Source organism: endosymbiont of unidentified scaly snail isolate Monju (assembly GCF_000801295.1).
Classification (GTDB): Bacteria; Pseudomonadota; Gammaproteobacteria; order Chromatiales; family Chromatiaceae; genus MONJU.
This window is the reverse complement of record NZ_AP012978.1, coordinates 2189441-2210000: the sequence shown is the minus strand read 5'-3', so window position 1 is coordinate 2210000 and position 20560 is coordinate 2189441. Positions and strand designations below refer to the sequence as shown.

Below are 20560 nucleotides of genomic sequence, written 5' to 3'. Positions count from 1 at the left end.
GTCAGTCTTGCGTGACGGTTTGCAAGGCTGGCCTGGGAGTTCCAGGAAATAGCCCCAGCGTATAGACCGTACCCCAAACCGACACAGGTGGACAGGGTGAGTATCCCAAGGCGCTTGAGAGAACTCGGGTGAAGGAACTAGGCAAAATGGTACCGTAACTTCGGGAGAAGGTACGCCCACCTCGGTGCAAGCCTTGGTGGGCCGCAGTGAAAAGGTGGCTGCAACTGTTTACTAAAAACATAGCACTCTGCAAACTCGAAAGAGGACGTATAGGGTGTGACGCCTGCCCGGTGCCGGAAGGTTAATTGATCGGGTTAGCCCTCGGGCGAAGCTCGTGATCGAAGCCCCGGTAAACGGCGGCCGTAACTATAACGGTCCTAAGGTAGCGAAATTCCTTGTCGGGTAAGTTCCGACCTGCACGAATGGCGTAATGATGGCCACACTGTCTCCACCCGAGACTCAGTGAAATTGAAATCGCAGTTAAGATGCTGTGTACCCGCGGCTAGACGGAAAGACCCCGTGAACCTTTACTACAGCTTTACACTGGACTTTGAACCTACCTGTGTAGGATAGGTGGGAGGCTTTGAAGCCGGGACGCCAGTCTCGGTGGAGCCGTCCTTGAAATACCACCCTGGTATGTTTGAAGTTCTAACCCAGGCATTAGAGTGTCGGGGACAGTGTATGGTGGGTAGTTTGACTGGGGCGGTCTCCTCCCAAAGAGTAACGGAGGAGCGCGAAGGTACCCTAAGTACGGTCGGACATCGTACGGTTAGTGCAATGGCATAAGGGTGCTTGACTGCGAGACGGACACGTCGAGCAGGTGCGAAAGCAGGTCATAGTGATCCGGTGGTTCTGTGTGGAAGGGCCATCGCTCAACGGATAAAAGGTACTCCGGGGATAACAGGCTGATACCGCCCAAGAGTTCATATCGACGGCGGTGTTTGGCACCTCGATGTCGGCTCATCACATCCTGGGGCTGAAGTCGGTCCCAAGGGTATGGCTGTTCGCCATTTAAAGTGGTACGCGAGCTGGGTTTAGAACGTCGTGAGACAGTTCGGTCCCTATCTGCCGTGGGCGTTTGAGAACTGAGGGAAGCTGCTCCTAGTACGAGAGGACCGGAGTGGACGAACCTCTGGTGTTCCGGTTGTCACGCCAGTGGCACTGCCGGGTAGCTACGTTCGGACAGGATAACCGCTGAAAGCATCTAAGCGGGAAGCCCCTCCCAAGATAAGTTCTCACTGAGCTTTAAGCTCCTGTAGGGCCCTCGAAGACTACGAGGTTGATAGGCTGGGTGTGGAAACGCGGTAACGTGTGAAGCTAACCAGTACTAATTGCCCGTGAGGCTTGACCATATAACACCCAAGAGTTTTGAGTGTGATCGTGATTGTTGACGATCCCGCGCCTTCAAGATCAAACCGAACAGGGAGTCACGCGTTTCGCGGGACTCCGAACAGTTTGCCTGGCGGCCATAGAGCATTGGAACCACCTGATCCCATCCCGAACTCAGAAGTGAAACAGTGCATCGCCGATGGTAGTGTGGGGCTTCCCCATGTGAGAGTAGGTCACCGCCAGGCTTCAAACCAAAAAGCCCCGGTTGCGAAAGCAATCGGGGCTTTTTCTTTGTGGTTGTCTTCCGCGTTGCAGAGTGGGCACGAGGACACTTGAGGCAAATGAAACGCATCGGGCGATGGCTCTTCGGCACAATGCTTGGCTTGCCATTGCTGCTGTTTCTGTTGATTGGGAGCAATCTGTGGACCTTCTCGCGACTGAGTCATGAGCAGGAGGTGGCAGATATCCGCTTTCGGCAGCTTGGGCCAGCGCGTTTTCTGGCGGTACTGCGTACCCCTGATGGCCAGCAGCGGCATCTGGTCCTCGAAGGTGATCAATGGCAGCTCGACGCTCGGGTGATCAAGTGGCAGTCCTGGGCGAATTTGCTCGGCCTGGATGCCCTGTACCGACTGGAACGCCTTTCGGGACGCTATGCGCGTGCTGATCGGGCACGCCGGCGGCCGCCTTCGGTGTACGCCCTGGCGCCCGAGTCCTCGATCGATCTTTGGGCCCTGACAGAGCCGACCCTCCACTGGCTACCCCTGCTTGATACCGTATATGGGTCGGCGGTGTACTTACCCATGGGCGACGGTCTGACATACCATGTGTTCATTTCACAAAGCGGGCTGCTGGCTCGTCCGGCCGCGCCGTCGAAAGGGGGAGAACAGGATTGAATATCGCCTATCGCGTGTTGCTCGACGATCCGGGAACCCATGAATTCGTGATCGAACTCAGGGTATCGTGTATGGCAGACAGCCATGTCGACCTGGCGCTGCCAGCCTGGATTCCGGGCAGTTACATGATCCGTGACTTTGCGCGCAACCTGATGGACATGCAGCGCCTCGATGGTGGGCCTGCTCCGCGCAAGCTGGACAAGCAGCGGTGGCGGATCGATGGTATCAACGGTGATTTTTCGCTGCGCTACCGGGTCTATGCGCTGGATCTGTCGGTGCGTTCCGCCTATTTCGATGACACCCGGGCCTATTTCAACGGTACCTGCCTGTTTCTGCGTCTAGAGGGATGGGACGACCATGAGATCATGCTTGAGCTGGTCGCGCCCGAGTGGCCTGGTGCAGAGGATTGGGCCGTGGCTACCACGCTGCCCGCAGCCGGCACGGACGCGCGGGGCTTCGGTTGCTATCGTGCCGAGAACTATGCGCAATTGATCGATCATCCGGTGGAAATCGGCCGCTTTGAACGCGTCGCTTTCGCGGTCGAGGCAATACCCCACGAGATGATCTTCGTGGATGCACACGGGGCGGATAATCGGCGTGTTGCCGCCGATGTGGCGCCGATCTGTGCAGAACATGCGGCGATGTTCGGTGAATTACCGATACAGCGTTACCAGTTCCAGACGCTCGCCACCCGCGACGGTTATGGCGGGCTGGAGCATCGTGACTCGACCAGCCTGATCTGCAAGCGTTCGGATCTGCCCTGGCCGGGGACGGGTGATGCCATCGACAAGGGCTATCGTCAATACCTGGCCCTGTGTAGTCACGAGTATTTCCACCTGTGGAACGTCAAGCGTATCCGGCCGGCGCTGTTCGCCGAGGCTGACCTGTCTTGCGAGGTGCACAGCGAGTTGCTCTGGGCCTTCGAGGGCATCACCTCGTATTACGACGAATTGGCGCTCACGCGGGCCGGCATCGCCAGTCCGTGGCCGAATCGAGTTTCGATGCTTGGACCCGCTTCTACAAACAGGACGAGAATGCCCCCAACGCCATCGTCAGTTATTACAACAAGGGTGCGCTGGTGGCTTTCGGGCTGGACCGTCTGTTGCGTGTTCGCAGTGACGATGAACTGTGCCTGGACGACCTGATGCGCCGTTTGTGGCAAGAATACGGTCGTCCCGGGCGTGGCCTGCCCGAGCGTTTCATCGAACGCGAGATCGAGGCGCTGCTGGGCGAGTCGGTGGAGGATTACTTCGCGCGCTACATATACGGGACCGAGGAGCTGCCACTGGCCGAGTGGTTTGCCGACTTTGGTGTCGGCCTGCGGTTACGCCCCGCCGCGTCGCTGGAGGATACCGGGGGACATGTCGAGCAGCCCGCGAAGGAGGCCCGTGGCCAGGCCGTGCTCGGTGCCCGCCTGCGTGAACGTGACGGTTGGGTGCGCGTCGAGCAGGTCTTTGCGGGAGGCGCCGCGGCGCGCGCGGGCGTCACCCCGGGCGACCTGCTGGTGGCCATCGACGGTGAACGCTGCACGCTCTCCAACGTCGACGAGCTGTTACGGCGGCACGCCCTGGAGGGTGAGGCGAAACTCACCCTGTTCCGCCGGGACCTGTTGCGTGAGGTGATCCTGCCGGTGCTCGCGGCACCGCGGGATACCGTCGATCTGTATTGGCTGGCGGATCAGCACCTGGACGAGCGGGTATGTCGCCGGCGTGACCGTTGGCTGGCCTCGGTGCGCGGGGTCTAGCACATGCAGGATGGTATTCTGGCCGTGCTGGCGGATGGACGTTTCCATTCCGGCGAGGCACTGGCACGTGAACTCGGTTGCAGCCGCGCCGCGGTGTGGAAACGCCTGCAGGCCCTGCGCGAGCGCACTGGACTGGAGATCCAGGCGGTCACCGGGAAGGGCTACCGACTGGCGCGTCCGCTCGAGCTGCTCGACGAGCAGGCCATCGTCGAGGCCATGGGGCCTGTCGCCAGTGCCCGCCTGTGCGGACTGCACCTGTACGACGAGGCTACTTCGACCAATGCCCTGGCGGCTGAGGCCTTGCGGGCCGGCGAACCGCAACCCGCTGCCTGGCTTGCCGAACACCAGAGTGCGGGGCGGGGGCGGCGCGGCCGGCGTTGGCACTCTCCCTATGGACGGAATCTCTACCTCTCGTTGCTGTACGGCTTTGATCTGCCGATGCAACAGCTCTCGGGTCTCAGCATCGCCATGGGCGTGGTGTTGGCCGAACTCCTGGCGCGTCACGGCCTGCGCGAGCACGGCCTGAAGTGGCCCAACGACCTGCATTGGCGGGGACACAAGCTGGCCGGCCTTCTGGTCGAGGCGATCGGTGAAACGGCCGGCCCGGTGCACGCTATCATCGGTATCGGCCTCAATCTCGACCTGGGTGACATCCTGCCCGACTGGATCGATCAGCCGGCGGGCGATCTGCGCATGGCGGGTCTGTCACCTTCGCGCAATCGTCTGGCGGGCGAACTCATCGATGCCCTGCTGGCAGGATGCTCGGAATATGCCCAGGCGGGGCTTTCCCCCTTCCTGCCGCGCTGGGAGGCCTTCGACCTGTATCGCGGCCAGCCGGTCCGTCTCTCCAGCGGGACCGGCGAATGGCGGGGCCTGCTGCTCGGTCTCAGCGCGAATGGCGGGGTGCGGTTGCAAACAGACGAAGGCGAACGGGTATTTCACGGTGGCGAGCTGAGCCTGCGCGGGGAGACGAAGTGATGCGCCGCCTGCTGGTCGATATCGGCAACACCACCGTGGCCCGTGCCTGGATGGACGAGGGGCTGGAACTTCTGGGCACCCTGTCCACGGGTGCTGGACTGCTCGACAGCTTGCCTGGCCCGCCCGGCGAGGTCTGGGTCGCCAGTGTTGCCGATGCCGCGCATACGGGCAGCCTGCTCGATCCGTTGCGCGAGGCCGGTATCCCGGTCGTCGAAGTGCGGGTGCCGGATCATGCGGGGTTGCTGGAGACCCGTTATCACCCGGCGCAGCTCGGAGTGGACCGCTGGCTGGCCCTGCTGGCCTGCCGTGCCCGCGGTTGGTATCCGGCCGTGGTAGTCGATGCCGGGACGGCCACTACCATCGACCTGCTGGACAGCGAGGGAGTGCACCAGGGAGGCTACATCCTGCCCGGGCTGGAGATGATGCGTTCCGCCCTGCTGGCGGGGACCGCCATTCGCTTGCGCGAAGCGCCGATCGCTTGTGCAGGCGATGCGCTCCCCGTGGGCACGGCGGATGCCATACACTGTGGCGCCATACAGGCGCAGGTCGCGCTCATCGAGCGGCTGACCGCTTCCCTGGCCGCTGGTGGACGCGTGGTGCTGGGAGGGGGCATGGCGTCGACGATCGCCGCGCACTTGCGGTGCAGGTGGGAAACGATGGAACACATGGTATTGCAGGGGCTGGCGGTACTGGCCGAAGGGGACGAAGCATGCGCTGGCTGATCGCCCTGTTGCTGACGGCGAACGTGATGGCGGCCTTGTGGCTGGGCATGGAGCGCCAGGGCGATGGGCAGCTGGCGCGCCTTCCCGAACCCGACATCGGGGATCTTCAGCTACTGGTGGACGAAAGTTCCGTGGCGGGCGAGGCCGTCGCCGAGCATGAGCCTCCGATGACGCATGCAGACATCGACGTGCCTGCAATGGAGACCGAGGAGCGGACGGTTGGTCCGGCGCCGTCGGATACCGCCGGGGATGGCCGACTGGCCGACGAGGGTGGGGAGCCCGAGCCGGAAGTCGCCGATGAACTGCCTGCCTCTCCAGTTGCAGCCGCCACTGCGGTGGGTATGCAGAATGTGAAACCATTGGCCGACGAGGCCGAGCCGAAGGTTGCCGCCACTGGTGACACCCGGCAGGGCGCGCGTCAGGCCTGCTGGGAGCTGGGGCCGTTCGAGCAGGCGAGCGAAGCCGAGCGGCTGCAGCTGCCCACCGGCATCCAGCGGCTGAAGATCGGTCGCTCCCGTGTTCGTGTTCCGGCGGGTTTCTATGTCCTGGTGCCGCCCGCGGCAAACCGGGAGGCTGCCCGGCAAACGGTCGAGCGCCTCAAGGCCAAGGGCGTGCGCGACTCCTGGCTGTTTGCCTCGGGCCCGTTGCGCAATGCCATTTCGCTCGGCATGTTCAGCCAGCAGGAGAACGCAATGCGACGCAAGCGGCAGATCGAGAAGATGGGCTTTGCGGTCCGTCTGCAGCGCCGCGAGCGTGTGGTCGAGGGGCATGTTGTGATGGTCAAGGGCCTGGATATTCCCGCCAATGTGCGTTTGCTCGACCGTCTGGCAGCGGGGCAGCTGCGCCGGGTGAAGTGTCCCTGAGAATGTCCCAAACCCCGAAAAGTGCCCGATTGCCAAGCCTTGCAATGGCCGCCTACAATCTGCCGGAATGCTGGTGTAGCTCAGTAGGTAGAGCAGCTGATTTGTAATCAGCCGGTCGCGGGTTCGATTCCTGTCACCAGCTCCAGTATGCGACGGGTCGGCAAGGCCGGCCCGTTTTTTTTTTTGCGCGCGCTCTATGCCTGACTATTTTACTTGGTTTTTGTGCCCGGAAGCGCTATGATGCCGGTGTACCAATTCAATACAACGAAACAGCAGACGAGTGAGTCAGGAGTGAGCAATGAGTGTGGAACTGCCGGAACGTGATGGCGACGGCTATCTGATCGACATGAATCAATGGGCCCCGGAGATCGGGCGTGCCATGGCCGAAGCCGATGGCGTCGAACTCGACGACGTCAAATGGGAGCAGATCCTCAAGGCGCGGGAATACTTTGAGGAAGAGAACGTGGTGCCGCCCATCCGGAAGTTCGCCAAGTACATTAATGCCGACCAGAAGGAACTGTTCAAGATGTGGAAGACCGGCCCGATGAAGCCGATCACCAAGTATGGCGGGCTGCCCAAGCCGACCGGCTGCGTGTGAGCTGATTGCACGACAGTCCGTGATCGCCGGTAACCCCGGAGCGTCCTTGACGCTCCGGGGTTTTTTCGTTTTGTCCCAATGGCGCTAAAGGATGCTGCGGCCATGCCGATAGCTCCCCTGAACCACGAACGTCCGTGCCCCCGTTCTCGCAACGACAGGGGGCCGGCATATGCCAACCAGGGAGTTACAACCATGGCCGCAAGCATCCTAGCCGTCGATGATTCCGCCTCCATGCGTCAGATGGTGTCCTTCACGCTCAAGGGCGCCGGTTACGAGGTGGTCGAGGCCGCAGACGGCGTCGAGGCGCTGAACATCGCCAAGACGCGTTCGGTGAATCTGGTGATCACCGACGTCAACATGCCCAATATGGACGGGATCACCTTGATTCGCGAATTGCGCAATCTGCCCAACTACAAGTTCACCCCCCTGCTGATGCTGACCACCGAGTCCGGTGCCGAGAAGAAGCAGCAGGGCAAGGCCGCGGGGGCTACCGGCTGGATCGTCAAGCCCTTCAATCCCGACCAGTTGCTCAAGACAGTAGCCAAGGTCATCGGTTGAGCACGGACTGGGGCGCACCCTCGAGACGGGAGACGGTATGAGCATCGATATGGCGCAGTTTCACCAGGTGTTCTTCGAAGAGAGCTTCGAAGGCCTGGACGTGATGGAGAACGGCCTGCTGAACATGGACCCGGGGGAGGTCGATCCCGAGGAGATCAACAGTATCTTCCGTGCCGCACACTCCATCAAGGGGGGTAGCGGCACCTTCGGTTTCAACAACATCTCCGAGTTCACGCACGTGATGGAGACGCTGCTCGACGAGATGCGCGACGGCCGACGTCCCGTCACTGCCGATGCCGTCAACGTGCTGCTGGCCTCGGTGGATGTACTGCGCGAGATGCTCACCGCCGCCCAGGAAGGGAGCGACCCCGACGAGGCACGCATCGCCGAACAGCGTAGCGAGCTCGAACGCGTGCTCAGCGGCGGTGGCGCGGTCGAAGCCGCCACGCCGGTGGGTGACATGGCCGCTGCCGCGCCGCCCGTCGAGGTGCAGCCAGTCGGTTGGCGTATCGTGTTCCGTCCGCACCAGCACCTGCTGCGCACGGGTAACGATCCCTTGCGCATCATCCGCGAGATCGCCGATCTGGGTGACCTGGAGGTGGTTTGCGACATCTCCGACCTGCCGCCGTTGAGCGAGTTCGAGCCCGAGGACAGTTACCTGTCCTGGGAGCTGAAACTGGATGCGCCGGTGGACAAGGCGCAGATCGACGAGATCTTCGAGTGGGTCGAGGACGACTGCGATTTCGCCGTGGTGCCGATCCTCCCGGAGGGAGCGGACAGGGTGCAGGCCGCGCCCGCCGAACCCGTGGACAACCCGCCGCAGGAAGAAGAGAAGAAACCCGAACTCAAGGTCGCCGAGCCCCCGGTGGAACGGCGCCAGACCCCCGACCGGCGGCAGGGCGGCGACCGGCGTGCCACAGGCAGGGCTGCGAAGAAAGGCGGCGGTGGCTCCAGTTCCATCCGTGTCGATACCGGCAAGATCGATTCGCTGATCAACATGGTGGGCGAGCTGGTCATCACCCAGTCCATGCTCGGCATGTTGGGCGAGGACTTCAGCATGGACAAGCTGGGGCGCTTGCGCGAAGGCCTGGCGCAACTGGAGCGCCATACCCGCGAGCTGCAGGAGAGCGTGATGCAGATCCGCATGTTGCCGATCAGCTTCACCTTCAGTCGTTTTCCCCGCCTGGTGCATGACCTCAGCCAGAAGCTTGGCAAGAAGATCGAGCTGCGCATGAGCGGCGAGAACACCGAGGTGGACAAGACGGTGATCGAGAAGATCGGCGACCCGCTGGTGCACCTGGTGCGCAACAGCGTGGACCATGGTATCGAGTCTCCGGAAGAACGCATTGCTGCCGGCAAGCCGGAGACCGGCGTGGTGCACCTTTCGGCCGAGCATCGGGGCGGCAACATCGTCATCGAGATACGCGACGACGGCAAGGGGCTGGCGCGCGACAAGATCCTGCAGAAGGGCATCGAGCGCGGTCTGGTGCGTCCCGAGGACAATCTCAGCGACAAGCAGATCTTCGAGCTCATCTTCCAGCCGGGCTTTTCCACGGCCGAGCAGGTCAGCGACGTCTCCGGGCGCGGTGTCGACATGGACGTGGTGCGACGCAACATCAACGAACTCGGCGGTGCCATCGAGATCGATTCCGAGCAGGGCAAGGGCAGTACCATCACCATTCGTCTGCCGCTGACTCTGGCCATCCTCGATGGCCAGAGTATCTGTATCGGTAGCGAGACCTACATCGTGCCGCTGGTGTCCATCATCGAGTCCATTCAGGTGCGTCCGCACATGGTGCGGCATGTGGCGGGCAAGGGCGAGACCTTCCGCCTGCGTGATGAATACCTGCCCATCGTACGCATGCACGAGATCTTCGGCATACCCGATGCACGCGCGACCCGCATCGAGGATGGCATCGTCGTGGTGGTCGAGGCCGGCGGGCGCAAGTGCGGTCTTTTCGTCGATGACCTCCTGGGCCAGCAACAGGTGGTGATCAAGTCGCTGGAGGCCAATTACGGCCGGGTCGAGGGGCTTTCCGGCGCCACCATCCTCGGTGACGGCTCAGGTAGCCCTGATCCTCGATATTCCCGGCGTGATGCGCCTTGCCAACGAACTGTCCGGCGTGCCGGAAACCGTGGCCATGACCGCATAGGAGGACCCATGAGCGACGACATCCATCTCAGCCTGCTGGGGCAGGACCACGAAGACGATGCCCAGGGCAGTCAGTACCTGAGCTTCATGCTGGCCGGCGAACAATACGCGGTGAGCATCCTGCGGGTACAGGAGATCCGCGGGTGGGAGCCGGCCACCCGGGTTCCCAACACTCCGGCATACCTGAAGGGTGTCATCAACCTGCGCGGCAACATCGTCCCGGTCTATGACCTGCGTCTGCGCTTCGGCATGCCGGTGCGTGAATACACCCAGGAAACGGTGGTGATCGTGGTTCGCGTCGGTGAAGGCGAGGAACAGCGTTCCATGGGCCTGGTGGTCGATGCTGTGTCAGACGTCCTGGTGGTCCAGGACGAGCAGATCAGCCAGACCCCCGAATTCGGTGCCGGTGTGCCGACCGAGCACATCTGCGGTCTGGCCAGCGCGGGCAACGACATGGTGATGCTGCTGGATCTCGAATCGCTGGCCGGTGGCACAGCGGCCGACGAAGAGCACGCCGCCTGATCGGTGTGCAGCAACGAACACGAATCGACAACAGGGACCGCGATGAACAGATTGATGTCGAAGATGAAACTGGGAAGCAAGCTGTTGCTGATGGTGGGGCTGCCGGTAGTGGTCATGGCCCTGGTCGCCGTCCAGTTGGTGATCGGCTCGATCGACGAGGCAGAACGTGCCGGACACATGGAGAAGCTGCTGACCCTGTCGGAGATGGATGCCAAGCTGTTGAATGCCTTGCAGACCGAGGAGCAGGCGAGCAGTGTCTTTCTCGACAGCCGTGGCAAGCGTGGGAAGGATACCTTGCTCGAGGCAGTAGCCGAGACCGACCGTACGCTGGCTGCATACCGGGCAGCGCGCGATGCCCTCGGCACGCCAGATTCACCCCGCCTGGAACGACGTATTGCAGCCATCGACGAGACTCTGGCTGCGGCGCTCGATATTCGTCCCCGGGTGATGGCGGCCAGAACTCGGGCCTACAAGGTCCGGCATCTGTTTGAACCGGCTGAGCGTGCGTTGCTCGACCTGCTCGACACCGTTCCCTGGGAGAGTCCGGACAAGGACGTGGCTGCCCAGTCCGAAGTGTTTTCCCTGCTCGAGCGCTTGAAGTGGCTGGGGCGTCGTGAGCAGGAGCTGCTGCAGCGTACCTTTGCCAATGATCAGTTCGTGGGACGTGATTTCGTCACCTTCAGCCACATCATGGGCCAGCGCAAGGAGCTGTCCTCCCGCTTGCTCGAGATGGCAGGCCCCGAGGTGATCGAAGCCTACCGGGCGCTGACCGAGAGTGTGGACGGCAAGGCCGTCGAGGCAATGCGGCAAAAGGCATTCGAGGCTTCCGATTACGGTGCCTTTGCCATTTCACCGGAAGAATGGACGGCGGCATCGGCCCGGGTGTCGGAGGCGCTCGATGCATTGGCTACCCGGGTAGAGAAGCAGGCGCGGGAGATGGAACACCAGATGCTGGTGGACGCGGATCGCGCGCTGTGGTCGACCGTCGGCCTGTTGCTGGCGGCCTCCCTCGGCACGGGACTCATCGGGTTCGTGGTGTTGCGCAATGTGCGTTCCGGGATTTCGCAGGCTGTGGATTCGGCGTTGCGCATCGCCGAAGGTGATCTGGAACAGCGACTGGAGGCGCATTCCGATGATGAGATCGGCGACCTGCTGCGTGCCCTGTCGCGCATGCAGACCGAACTCAAGAAACGGATCGATCGCGAGGCAGAGATTGCTGCGGCCAACCTGCGCATCCGTCGCGCACTGGACAATGTCTCGGTTCCGGTGACCGTGTCCAACGAAGAGAATGCACTGATCTATTTCAACAAGGCGGCCGAGGCCTTGTTCCGGGAGATGGCACCGGCCTGGCGCAAGACTGCCCCGGACTTCGATGTCGACAAGCTGATCGGGCAGCCGCTGTCCCGCTACTTCCAGCAGGGCGACTTCAAGCGCGCCTATACGGCCAAGCTCGAAGACGAACGGGTGATAGAGGGCGAGATCGCCGAACGCCAGATGCGTCTGGTAGCCAGCCCGGTGTACGACGAGGACGGCAATTATCAGGGACGTGTCACCCAGTGGCACGATCGAACGGTCGAGTTGGCCGAGGCCGAGGAAGAACGGCGTCGGCTGGAACAGGAGCGCCGCGTAGCGGCCGAGAACCAGCGTATCCGCACCTCGCTGGACAATGCCAGCAGCAACGTCATGCTGGCCGACAATGATGGTCGCATCATCTATCTCAACCGCAATGCGCAGGCCCTGTTCGAGGAGATGGAGGATGACCTGCGCCGTGACCTGCCGCAGTTCGATGCCAGGGCCCTGATGGGTGCCAGCATCGATGTGTTCCACAAGCGCCCGGAACACCAGCGCCAGCTGCTCGCCGGCCTCAAGGATACTCACGTGGCGGACATCGAGGTGGGCGGACGGCACATGCGCATCACCGCCACGCCGGTGATCGACGAGGACGGCACCCGACTCGGCACGACCGTGGAATGGCTCGATCGCACCCAGGAGGTCGCAGTAGAGCGCGAGATCGACACCCTGGTCGAGGCGGCGCGCCGTGGCGACCTCGGGCAACGCATCGTGCTCGATGGAAAGCAGAGGTTCTTCCGCCAGCTCGGGCAAGGCTTCAATGCCCTCCTGGATGAATTGTCGGACGTGTTCGAGACCATCGGCGATGTCATGAGCCGGATGTCGTCGGGACAACTCGATGTGCGCATCGAGAAGGAATACCAGGGCACCTTCCGGCAGGTACGTGATGACATCAATACCACGCTCGAACGCCTGGCTGATGTGATCGAACGTCTGATGCGTATCGGGGGGGAAGTCGATACCGCCGCCAGCGAGATTTCTTCGGGCAACGCCAATCTGTCGGCGCGTACCGAGCAGCAGGCCTCGAGCCTGGAAGAGACGGCGTCGAGCATGGAGGAACTGACCTCCACGGTGCGCAACAATGCCGAGAATGCGCGCCAGGCCGACCAGCTGGCGGCCAGTGCCCGGCAACTGGCGGAACGCGGGGGCGACGTGGTGCGCCAGGCGATCGAGGCCATGCAACAGATCGATGCCTCGTCCAACGAGATTGCCGAGATCATCGGGGTGATCGACGAGATTGCCTTCCAGACCAACCTGCTGGCTCTCAATGCCTCGGTCGAGGCTGCGCGCGCAGGTGAACAAGGGCGTGGCTTCGCCGTGGTGGCCACCGAGGTGCGCAACCTGGCCTCGCGCTCTGCCGATGCCGCCAAGGAGGTCAAGGACCTCATTCGTGACAGCGTGGAGAAGGTGAACGTCGGTTCCGAGCTGGTCAACGCCTCCGGCGAGACGTTGGGCGAGATCGTGGATTCGGTCAAGAAGGTGGGTGACATCGTGGCCGAGATCTCGGCGGCCAGCGCCGAGCAGGCTGCCGGTATCGACCAGGTGAACCGTGCGGTGAACGCCATGGACGAGGTGACACAACAGAATGCCGCACTGGCCGAGGAGACGGCTGCCGCCTCCCAGGCGATGAGCGAGAACGCGCGCGAGATGCGTAATGTCCTCGCCTTCTTCAAGGGCGTGAAGGTGACGCCGGTGGCGGCCCCATCCTCATCCCCTGCACCTCGGCCGAGTGTGCAGCCGCCGCCGCCGCGTCCGGCTGCGCCACCGCGCGAGATCACGGCAGCGGCAGACGACGAGGAGGAGTGGGAAGAGTTCTGATCGAGACGGTTTCTGCCGCGACATGCAGTCGATCCCGGTGGCCTGTGTCACCGGGATTTTTGCTGCGTGTTGCTCTGGCAGGACCTGTCGGAGTGCTGCTTCGTGATTGCCGGAGAAGCATCATTTCCGTGGATTTCTCTTCTCAAGTTTCGTACGGCCATGCCGATGCAAAGGCACAGATGCCGCGTGGGATGGCGGCTTTCTTCAGCACAGCTTCGAGAGGCAGGCATGAAAATCAACGAGCCTTGTACCGACAGGGAGATCCCCTTTCCGGAAGATCAGATGCTGGTCAGCAAGACCGACGCCAAGGGCGTCATCACCTATGCCAACCTGGCTTTTGTCAAGATCAGCGGTTTCTCCGAGGCCGAGCTGATCGGCAGCAGCCATAACATCGTGCGTCACCCCGACATGCCGCGCGAGGCCTTCCGTGACCTCTGGGACACGGTACGCCAGGGCGATACCTGGACCGGGCTGGTGAAGAATCGCGCGAAAAATGGCGACTATTACTGGGTGAAGGCCAACGTCACGCCCATCCATCTGCCCGATGGCCGTGTCGAATACATGTCGGTACGCACCAAACCGACCGAAGAGGAAAAGCGTGCTGCCGAGCGTCTGTATGCCGATGTGCGCGAGGGTCGCGCCAAGCTGCCCACTACCGAGAGCCAGATGAGCTTCTGGACTCTGGAGCGCATTCTCCTGCTGGGTGGGGGCGGAGTGCTCGCCTCGGTGCTGGCCCTGTTCGCCATGGTGGCCGCCGGCATGCCGGCGGCCTGGCTGTATGCCGGCCTGTCGATGGTGCTGGCTTTCGGTGTTTCCGCGGCCTGGTTGCTCAAGCGCCATGTGGTCGAGCCGCTGGAGGCGGGAAGCGCCAAGCTGCACGAGCTGCTGCGTGACAACTACTTCGACTGGATGAGTGTGCGCCACAAGGGCGCGGTCGGGCGCATCCTGCAATCGATCCGCTCGGCCCAGGTGAAGATCGGCTTCGAGGTGCTGGACAATCGCCGCCTCGCCGACATCGGCCTGGTGACCCGCACCGCGGTGGACAATGTCAGCACCAACGTGATGATGGCTGATCCCGAGTTCAACATCATCTACATGAACCGCTCGGTGCAGAAGATGTTCGAGGAGGCCGAGGAAGACCTGCGCGAGGCCCTGCCGGGCTTCGACGCCAGCGACATCCTCGGCAAGAACATCGACATCTTCCATCGCAACCCGGCGCATCAGCGCGCTATCCTGGAGTCCCTGGACGGTACCTACCAGGCCGAGATCCATGTCGGCCGGCGTATTCTCGAGGTGATCGCCAACCCTGTGATCAACGAAGCCGGCGAGCGCCTCGGCACTGTGGTCGAGTGGCGCGACCTGACCGAGGTCCGTGCCGCCGAGGAGGCCGAGGCGCGGGCACGGGAAGAGGCGGAGCGCCGGGCGATGGAGAACCTGCGCATCCGCACCGCGCTCGACAATGTCTCGAGCTGCGTGATGATGGCGGACAACGACAACCGCATCATCTACATGAACGAGACTGTGCGGGCCATGTTCAAGGATGCCGAGGCAGACATTCGCAAGGAACTGCCAGGCTTCGACGCCGACAAGCTGCTGGGTTCGAGCATCGACGACTTCCACAAGAACCCCGCGCACCAGCAGCGCCTGATCGAGGCACTGGACCGCCGTCTCAATTCCGAGATCCGTATCGGTGGGCGGGTGTTCCGCTTCATCGCCAACCCGGTGGTATCGGCCGACGGTGAGCGCATCGGCATCGCGGTGGAATGGCTGGATCGCACTCGCGAGGTCGCGGTGGAACAGGAGCTGGAGGGTATCGTTGCTGCCGCACGCAGCGGCAACCTCGATCAGCGTGTGTCGCTGGAAGGCAAGGAAGGATTCTTCAAGCACCTGGCGATCGGCATCAATGCCCTGCTCGACGATCTCAAACTGGTGATCGAGGAGGTGGATGGCAGCCATGCAGGCCATGGCCGCAGGTGATTTCAAGAAACCCATGACCGGCGATTACCAGGGGGCCTTCGGGCGCATCAAGGAAGCGGTCAACCAGACCCTGGTCCAGGTGTCGAACACCCTGCTGCAACTGCGTCAGATCGCCGATGCAATCAACGTGGCCTCCAACGAGATCACCTCCGGCAACACCAACCTCTCGGCGCGAACCGAACAGCAGGCCTCCAGCCTGGAGGAAACGGCTTCCAGCATGGAAGAACTCACCTCCACGGTGCGCAACAATGCCGACAACGCGCAGCAGGCCAACCAGGTTGCCGGCAGTGCGCGGCAACTCGCCGAGAAGGGTGGTGAGGTCGTCAGCAAGGCAGTGAAGGCCATGGAGGATATCAATCAGGCTTCGGCCAAGATTGCCGAGATCATCGGCGTGATCGACGAGATCGCCTTCCAGACCAACCTGTTGGCGCTCAATGCCTCGGTGGAGGCTGCACGTGCCGGCGAACAGGGCCGCGGCTTCGCGGTGGTGGCCACCGAGGTGCGCAACCTGGCCTCGCGCTCGGCGGAGGCGGCCAAGGAGATCAAGGATCTCATCCAGGACAGCGTGGACAAGGTCGAGGTTGGCAGTGAGCTGGTCAGCGAATCGGGCGAGACCCTGTCCGAGATCGTGCAGGGCGTGAAGAAGGTGGGCGACATCGTCGCCGAGATCGCCGCTGCCAGTGTCGAGCAGGCCGCCGGTATCGACCAGGTGAACCGCGCAGTGACCGCTATGGACGAGGTCACGCAACAGAATGCCGCGCTCGCTGAAGAGATCGCTGCCGCCTCCTCTTCGCTGTATGACAAGGCGCAGGAGATGGAGCGTGGCATCTCCTTCTTCGACGTGGCGCAGGACCCGGAGGCACTGGTCCGCGAACTGGTGCAGGAGAAGGGACACGGGCATGTGCATGCCCATGGTCAGGATGCAACCTTCGATTTCTTCGCCGCGCGTACCGCGCACCTGGCCTGGCGCTAGAAGATCCGTGACTTCCTCGACGGGCGCAAGGCGCTCACCCATGCTGAGGCCGTTTCGCATCGTGATTGCGCCCTGGGCAAGTGGCTGTACAGCCAGGGGCTGGCGCAGTACGGGCACATCGACGAGATGCAGACCATGGAGCAGCGCCATGAGCGCCTGCACGCGGTGATCCGCGAGATCATCGATCTCAAGGAGGCCGGTCGCACAGACGAGGCCGAGCGGCGTTACCGCGAGATCGAGCAGCTATCCGGGGAGATCGTCGGCCTGTTGCAGACCGTCGAAGGCAAGGTGTCCCAATGAACACGGCAGAGGGGACCGGCATGCAGGATCCGCTGACCGAGGTCGTGGGAGGGCAGTATCTGAGCTTCCGGCTCGGCGACGATCTCTACGGTATCGACATCCTGCGGGTTCAGGAGATCCGTGGCTGGGAGCCGGTGCGCGCCCTGCCGGACATGCCGCCGCACGTGAAGGGAGTGCTGGACCTGCGGGGCACCATCGTTCCGGTGGTGGACCTGCGGATCCGCTTCGGTATTCCCGACCCGGCCTATGAGCCCACCCAGGTGGTCATCATCGTCTCTCTTTCGTCCGCCGAGGGGGATCGTCACCTTGTCGGCATGGTCGTGGATGGCGTCTCGGATGTCATCGACACGGCCAGCCATGAGGTCAAACCTCCACCCCGCGGTGTGGCAGGTGCCCAGGCTGCCTATCTCACCGGTATGGTGAGCGATGGCGAACACATGATCGTCATGATGGATGTCGATCGCATCTTTTCGGACGAGGACTGGGCCCGAGTCACTGGCCTGGCGGGAGGCTGAAGTCATGCATTCCCTGGCGGTCATCAATCAGAAGGGTGGGGTCGGCAAGACCACCACGGCGGTCAATCTCGGGCACGCACTGGCCTTGCGTGGTCATCGGGTAATGCTGGTGGATCTCGATCCCCAGGGGCACCTGTCGCCCTGTCTGGGCTTGTTCCGGGCGCCGGCCAACGGTGTGGACCGGACGCTATTGCACGACCAGGCGCTGGAGGAGGTCGCGGTTGCCACACGCGAGTTGTTGCAGCTGGTGCCGGCCGGCAACGGCCTGGGCGAGGTCGAACGCCTGCAAGGCGGCGTCGAGCGCGCCCGCCTGTTGCAGACGGCATTGCAACGCGCCTGTCCCGATGTCGATTACCTGATCTTCGACTGCCCGCCCTCGGCCGGCCTGCTGGTGATGAATGCCCTGCTGGCGGTGGATCGTGTGCTGGTGCCGGTGGCTGGCGATTTCCTCTCATTGACCGGTCTGGCGCGTCTGATGCGCACCTTGGGCAAGGTCGAAGCCCTGCGCGCCCGCCCCTTGCAACGCGAGATCTTTCTCAGCCGTTACGTGGCGCGGCGGCGTCTCTCGCGCGAGGTGTGCGAGAAGATCCGGCAGCACTTCCCCCGCCAGCTGCTGCAAACCGCGATCAGCGAGGCGGCGGTGCTGGCGGAATGTGCTGGCGCGGGGAGAACCATTTTCGAATATCGGGCACGCAGCCGCTCGGCGGCGGAATTCGCGGCGCTGGCCGAAGAACTCCTGGAGAGAGAGGTGAACTGCCATGAGCAGCAAGAAACCTGTGATGTCGCATGACCCCCTGGATGATATCGCCGAGGAGGCCCTGGGGGATGTCGCCGCGGTCCCAGACGAAATGACCGAGGGCAAGACTGCCGATGCGGCCGACGATGGTGGCGGGGGGCGGCTGGTACTGCCCGAGAGCCTGACTATCGGTGAGGTGGGTAATTACCACGAAGTGCTGGTCCGGCATCTCGATCGCCAGTCTGAAGTACATATCGACGGTCAGGCGCTCGAGGTGGTCGATGGCGCGGGGATGCAATTGTTGCTGGCCTTCGTCAAGGATGCGGTTTCCCGCTCCCTCCCTGTGAACTGGATCGGTGCTTCTCCTCGTCTGCTTGGCTCGGCCAGGCAACTCGGGGTGAGCAGCGCCATGCAACTCGATCAACTGCAAAACACGCACTGAAAGGAGAGACCTGGGAATGAGTCAGACCATGAGGCAATCAGGCCCCTCTACCGCCGTGGCGCCGGACCTGGACTGGAGCCAGATCACCGAGACGGTGCGCATGCTCAATCTGTCGGTGGCACAGATCGCCATGGCCATGCACGAGGGCGAGGATTCGGTCGAGGCACTGACTCGTTCCTTTACCCACATGGTGGAGCGCATTCAGGCGATCAGCGAGCATGTCAAGGCACTGCCTCCGGAGCAAAGCGAGGTGGCCGAGGCCATCGCGGCGGACTGCGCCGAGGTGCAGGGAGGCATACAGCAGAGCATCGTCGCCTTCCAGTTCTATGACCGTCTCCCGCAGCGCCTGGATCATGTGAAACACGCGCTCGAGCAACTGGGTGACCTGGTGGCCGATTCTTCGCGTCTCTACAACCCCGGCGAGTGGTACACCCTGCAGGAACACATCCGTGGTCGCTACACCATGCGCGAGGAACAGGAGATGTTCGAGGCCCTGGTCGAAGGGGCCAGCGTCGAGGAGGCGCTGGAGCGTGTCAGGGAGCGCCTCAAAGAGGGAGACATCGACGACATCGAGTTGTTCTGAGCGGAGGAGGGGATGTGACGGCGCTCGCTTCACAAAGGGAATTTCATTTCACCCAGCAGGACTTCGATTTCCTGCGCCGGCTGGCAAACCAGCATACTGGCATTGTCGTCAGTGACGACAAGTTCGACATGTTCTACTCGCGTCTGTCGCGGCGCGTGCGCGCTCTGGGCCTGCCGGACTTCGCGGCCTATTGCAACTACCTCAAGCTTGGGGATGACGAGGCCGAATTGACCGAGCTGGTCAACGCCATCACGACCAACCTCACGGCCTTCTTTCGCGAGAATCACCATTTCGAGTACCTGCGCGATCATGCGTTGCCGGAACGCATGCGCGTCAACGGTGATCGGAGGATCAGTATCTGGTCGGCCGGGTGCTCTACCGGTGAGGAGCCCTATTCCATCGGCATGGTGGTTGGTGAAATGGCTTCCCTGCAGGGCTGGGAGGTGGATATCACCGCGACGGACATCGATTCCGACGTGCTGGCCAAGGCCTCGCGTGGCATCTATCGCATGGATCGGGTCGAGGGACTGCCCCGGGAACGGCTGAGGCGCTGGTTTTTCAAGGGGAAGGGGCACCAGAAGGGTATGGTTCGGGTGAAGCCCGAACTGCGGCAACGCATCAGCTTTCGCCAGCTCAACCTGATGCAACCGTGGCAGCAGGAGCCCATGGAGATCATCTTCTGTCGCAATGTCATCATCTATTTCGACAAGGAATCCAAGATTCGCCTGGTGGAGCGTTTTGCCGACGTCATCAAGCCAGGGGGGTTTCTGTTCATCGGTCACTCGGAGTCACTGTTCAAGGCCACCGACCGCTTCGAACTGATCGGCAAGACTATCTACCGGAGGGTGAAATGAGTGTGCAGGCCAGGGTTCGGCCAGACCTGGGAAGCCCTCTGCCGGGCTTTTCCCATATCAAGCGTTACTGGGACAAGCATCGCCAGTGTCCCGCGGCCAAGATTCTCCCTGGCGAGTACTACGTTACCGTACATGACGAATACATCACCACGGTGCTGGGGTCCTGTGTCTCGGCCTGTATTCGCGACCGCCGCCTGGGGGTGGGGGGCATGAATCACTTCATGTTGCCGTTGTCGGAGAACGGCAGCTGGGGCGGTGAAGAGGTGTTGAGCAACGCCACGCGCTATGGCAACTACGCGATGGAGCACATGATCAACGAGATTCTCAAGCACGGTGGTCAGCGTCGCAACCTGGAAGCCAAGATCTTCGGTGGTGGCAAGGTCATGCAGAATCTCAGCGACGTGGGAGAGCGCAACATCGCCTTCGTGCACGATTACCTGGCGACCGAGCGCATTCCCCTCGTATCCGAAGACGTGGGTTCCATATACCCGCGCAAGGTCATCTATTTCCCGCGCACTGGCAAGGCGCTGGTCAAGCGCCTGCGCGATCTGCACAACGACACGGTGATAAAGCGGGAGACGGCCTATCACGAACAGATCACGCATCAACCTGTGCAGGGTGATATTGAACTTTTCTGAGCCAACAGGGAGCAG

General features: G+C 62.4%; 17 protein-coding genes, 1 tRNA gene, 2 rRNA genes and 3 pseudogenes (1 of these 23 only partly in view). All 23 read left to right on the top strand.

Going from position 1 to position 20560, the window contains the following annotated elements:
* Window positions 1-1352, top strand: a 23S ribosomal RNA gene (locus tag EBS_RS10610) (it extends 1394 nt beyond the left edge of the window).
* Between the two features lie 106 nt (window positions 1353-1458).
* Window positions 1459-1574, top strand: a 5S ribosomal RNA gene (rrf, locus tag EBS_RS10605).
* 96 nt (window positions 1575-1670) lie between these two features.
* Window positions 1671-2222, top strand: a complete 552-nt coding sequence (locus EBS_RS10600; RefSeq protein WP_148307741.1) for a hypothetical protein — start codon at window positions 1671-1673, stop codon at window positions 2220-2222.
* Window positions 2223-2236: 14 nt separating this feature from the next.
* Window positions 2237-3243, top strand: a pseudogene (locus tag EBS_RS14655) (M61 family metallopeptidase); the annotation flags it as partial.
* A gap of 81 nt (window positions 3244-3324) precedes the next feature.
* Complete coding sequence (locus EBS_RS14070) at window positions 3325-3966, top strand: PDZ domain-containing protein (protein ID WP_231892800.1); 642 nt, start codon at window positions 3325-3327, stop codon at window positions 3964-3966.
* Between the two features lie 3 nt (window positions 3967-3969).
* Complete coding sequence (locus EBS_RS10590; protein ID WP_043108628.1) at window positions 3970-4944, top strand: biotin--[acetyl-CoA-carboxylase] ligase; 975 nt, start codon at window positions 3970-3972, stop codon at window positions 4942-4944.
* Window positions 4944-5666, top strand: a complete 723-nt coding sequence (locus EBS_RS13145; protein ID WP_171816241.1) for a type III pantothenate kinase — start codon at window positions 4944-4946, stop codon at window positions 5664-5666. Before EBS_RS10590 ends, EBS_RS13145 begins: the two co-directional genes overlap by 1 nt.
* Window positions 5654-6529 carry a hypothetical protein gene (locus tag EBS_RS13140; RefSeq protein ID WP_052199522.1) on the top strand — a complete coding sequence of 292 codons (876 nt, stop codon included), beginning with the start codon at window positions 5654-5656 and terminating at the stop codon, window positions 6527-6529. The genes EBS_RS13145 and EBS_RS13140 overlap by 13 nt, the downstream gene beginning before the upstream one ends.
* A 69-nt stretch (window positions 6530-6598) precedes the next feature.
* Window positions 6599-6674, top strand: a tRNA-Thr gene (locus EBS_RS10570).
* A 153-nt stretch (window positions 6675-6827) separates the two neighbouring features.
* Window positions 6828-7127: a TusE/DsrC/DsvC family sulfur relay protein gene (locus EBS_RS10565; RefSeq protein ID WP_171816240.1), complete on the top strand. Its 300-nt coding sequence runs from the start codon at window positions 6828-6830 to the stop codon at window positions 7125-7127.
* A 192-nt stretch (window positions 7128-7319) separates the two neighbouring features.
* Entirely contained in the window at window positions 7320-7685 is a 366-nt protein-coding gene (locus EBS_RS10560; RefSeq protein WP_043108625.1) for a response regulator, read from the top strand.
* 37 nt (window positions 7686-7722) lie between these two features.
* Window positions 7723-10359, top strand: a complete 2637-nt coding sequence (locus EBS_RS10555) for a chemotaxis protein CheW (protein ID WP_331711230.1) — start codon at window positions 7723-7725, stop codon at window positions 10357-10359.
* Window positions 10360-10422: 63 nt separating this feature from the next.
* The gene (locus EBS_RS13135) at window positions 10423-13527 is read left to right on the top strand and encodes a methyl-accepting chemotaxis protein (RefSeq protein WP_171816239.1); all 3105 of its coding nucleotides are present in this window, start codon (window positions 10423-10425) and stop codon (window positions 13525-13527) included.
* A 228-nt stretch (window positions 13528-13755) separates the two neighbouring features.
* Window positions 13756-15504 carry a PAS domain-containing protein gene (locus EBS_RS15020; protein WP_052199520.1) on the top strand — a complete coding sequence of 583 codons (1749 nt, stop codon included), beginning with the start codon at window positions 13756-13758 and terminating at the stop codon, window positions 15502-15504.
* A gap of 76 nt (window positions 15505-15580) precedes the next feature.
* A pseudogene (locus EBS_RS15015) lies at window positions 15581-16477 on the top strand (methyl-accepting chemotaxis protein); the annotation flags it as partial.
* Between the two features lie 3 nt (window positions 16478-16480).
* Window positions 16481-16600 (top strand): annotated as a pseudogene (locus EBS_RS15010) (CZB domain-containing protein); the annotation flags it as partial.
* Between the two features lie 3 nt (window positions 16601-16603).
* The gene (locus tag EBS_RS15005; protein ID WP_231892799.1) at window positions 16604-16777 is read left to right on the top strand and encodes a hypothetical protein; all 174 of its coding nucleotides are present in this window, start codon (window positions 16604-16606) and stop codon (window positions 16775-16777) included.
* On the top strand, window positions 16774-17292 hold the full coding sequence (locus tag EBS_RS10535) for a chemotaxis protein CheW (RefSeq protein ID WP_052199518.1): 519 nt from the start codon (window positions 16774-16776) through the stop codon (window positions 17290-17292). Before EBS_RS15005 ends, EBS_RS10535 begins: the two co-directional genes overlap by 4 nt.
* Window positions 17293-17296: 4 nt before the next feature.
* Window positions 17297-18082, top strand: coding sequence for a ParA family protein (locus EBS_RS10530; protein WP_052199517.1), 786 nt, complete (start codon window positions 17297-17299; stop codon window positions 18080-18082).
* Window positions 18051-18470: an STAS domain-containing protein gene (locus EBS_RS10525; RefSeq protein WP_081999932.1), complete on the top strand. Its 420-nt coding sequence runs from the start codon at window positions 18051-18053 to the stop codon at window positions 18468-18470. The genes EBS_RS10530 and EBS_RS10525 overlap by 32 nt, the downstream gene beginning before the upstream one ends.
* A 16-nt stretch (window positions 18471-18486) precedes the next feature.
* Window positions 18487-19053: a hypothetical protein gene (locus tag EBS_RS10520; RefSeq protein ID WP_231892798.1), complete on the top strand. Its 567-nt coding sequence runs from the start codon at window positions 18487-18489 to the stop codon at window positions 19051-19053.
* A gap of 14 nt (window positions 19054-19067) precedes the next feature.
* Window positions 19068-19907, top strand: coding sequence for a CheR family methyltransferase (locus EBS_RS10515; RefSeq protein ID WP_043108621.1), 840 nt, complete (start codon window positions 19068-19070; stop codon window positions 19905-19907).
* A complete protein-coding gene (cheD, locus tag EBS_RS10510) occupies window positions 19904-20545 on the top strand; it encodes a chemoreceptor glutamine deamidase CheD (RefSeq protein ID WP_043108619.1) in 642 nt (213 codons plus the stop codon). Before EBS_RS10515 ends, cheD begins: the two co-directional genes overlap by 4 nt.
* Window positions 20546-20560 lie beyond the last annotated feature (15 nt).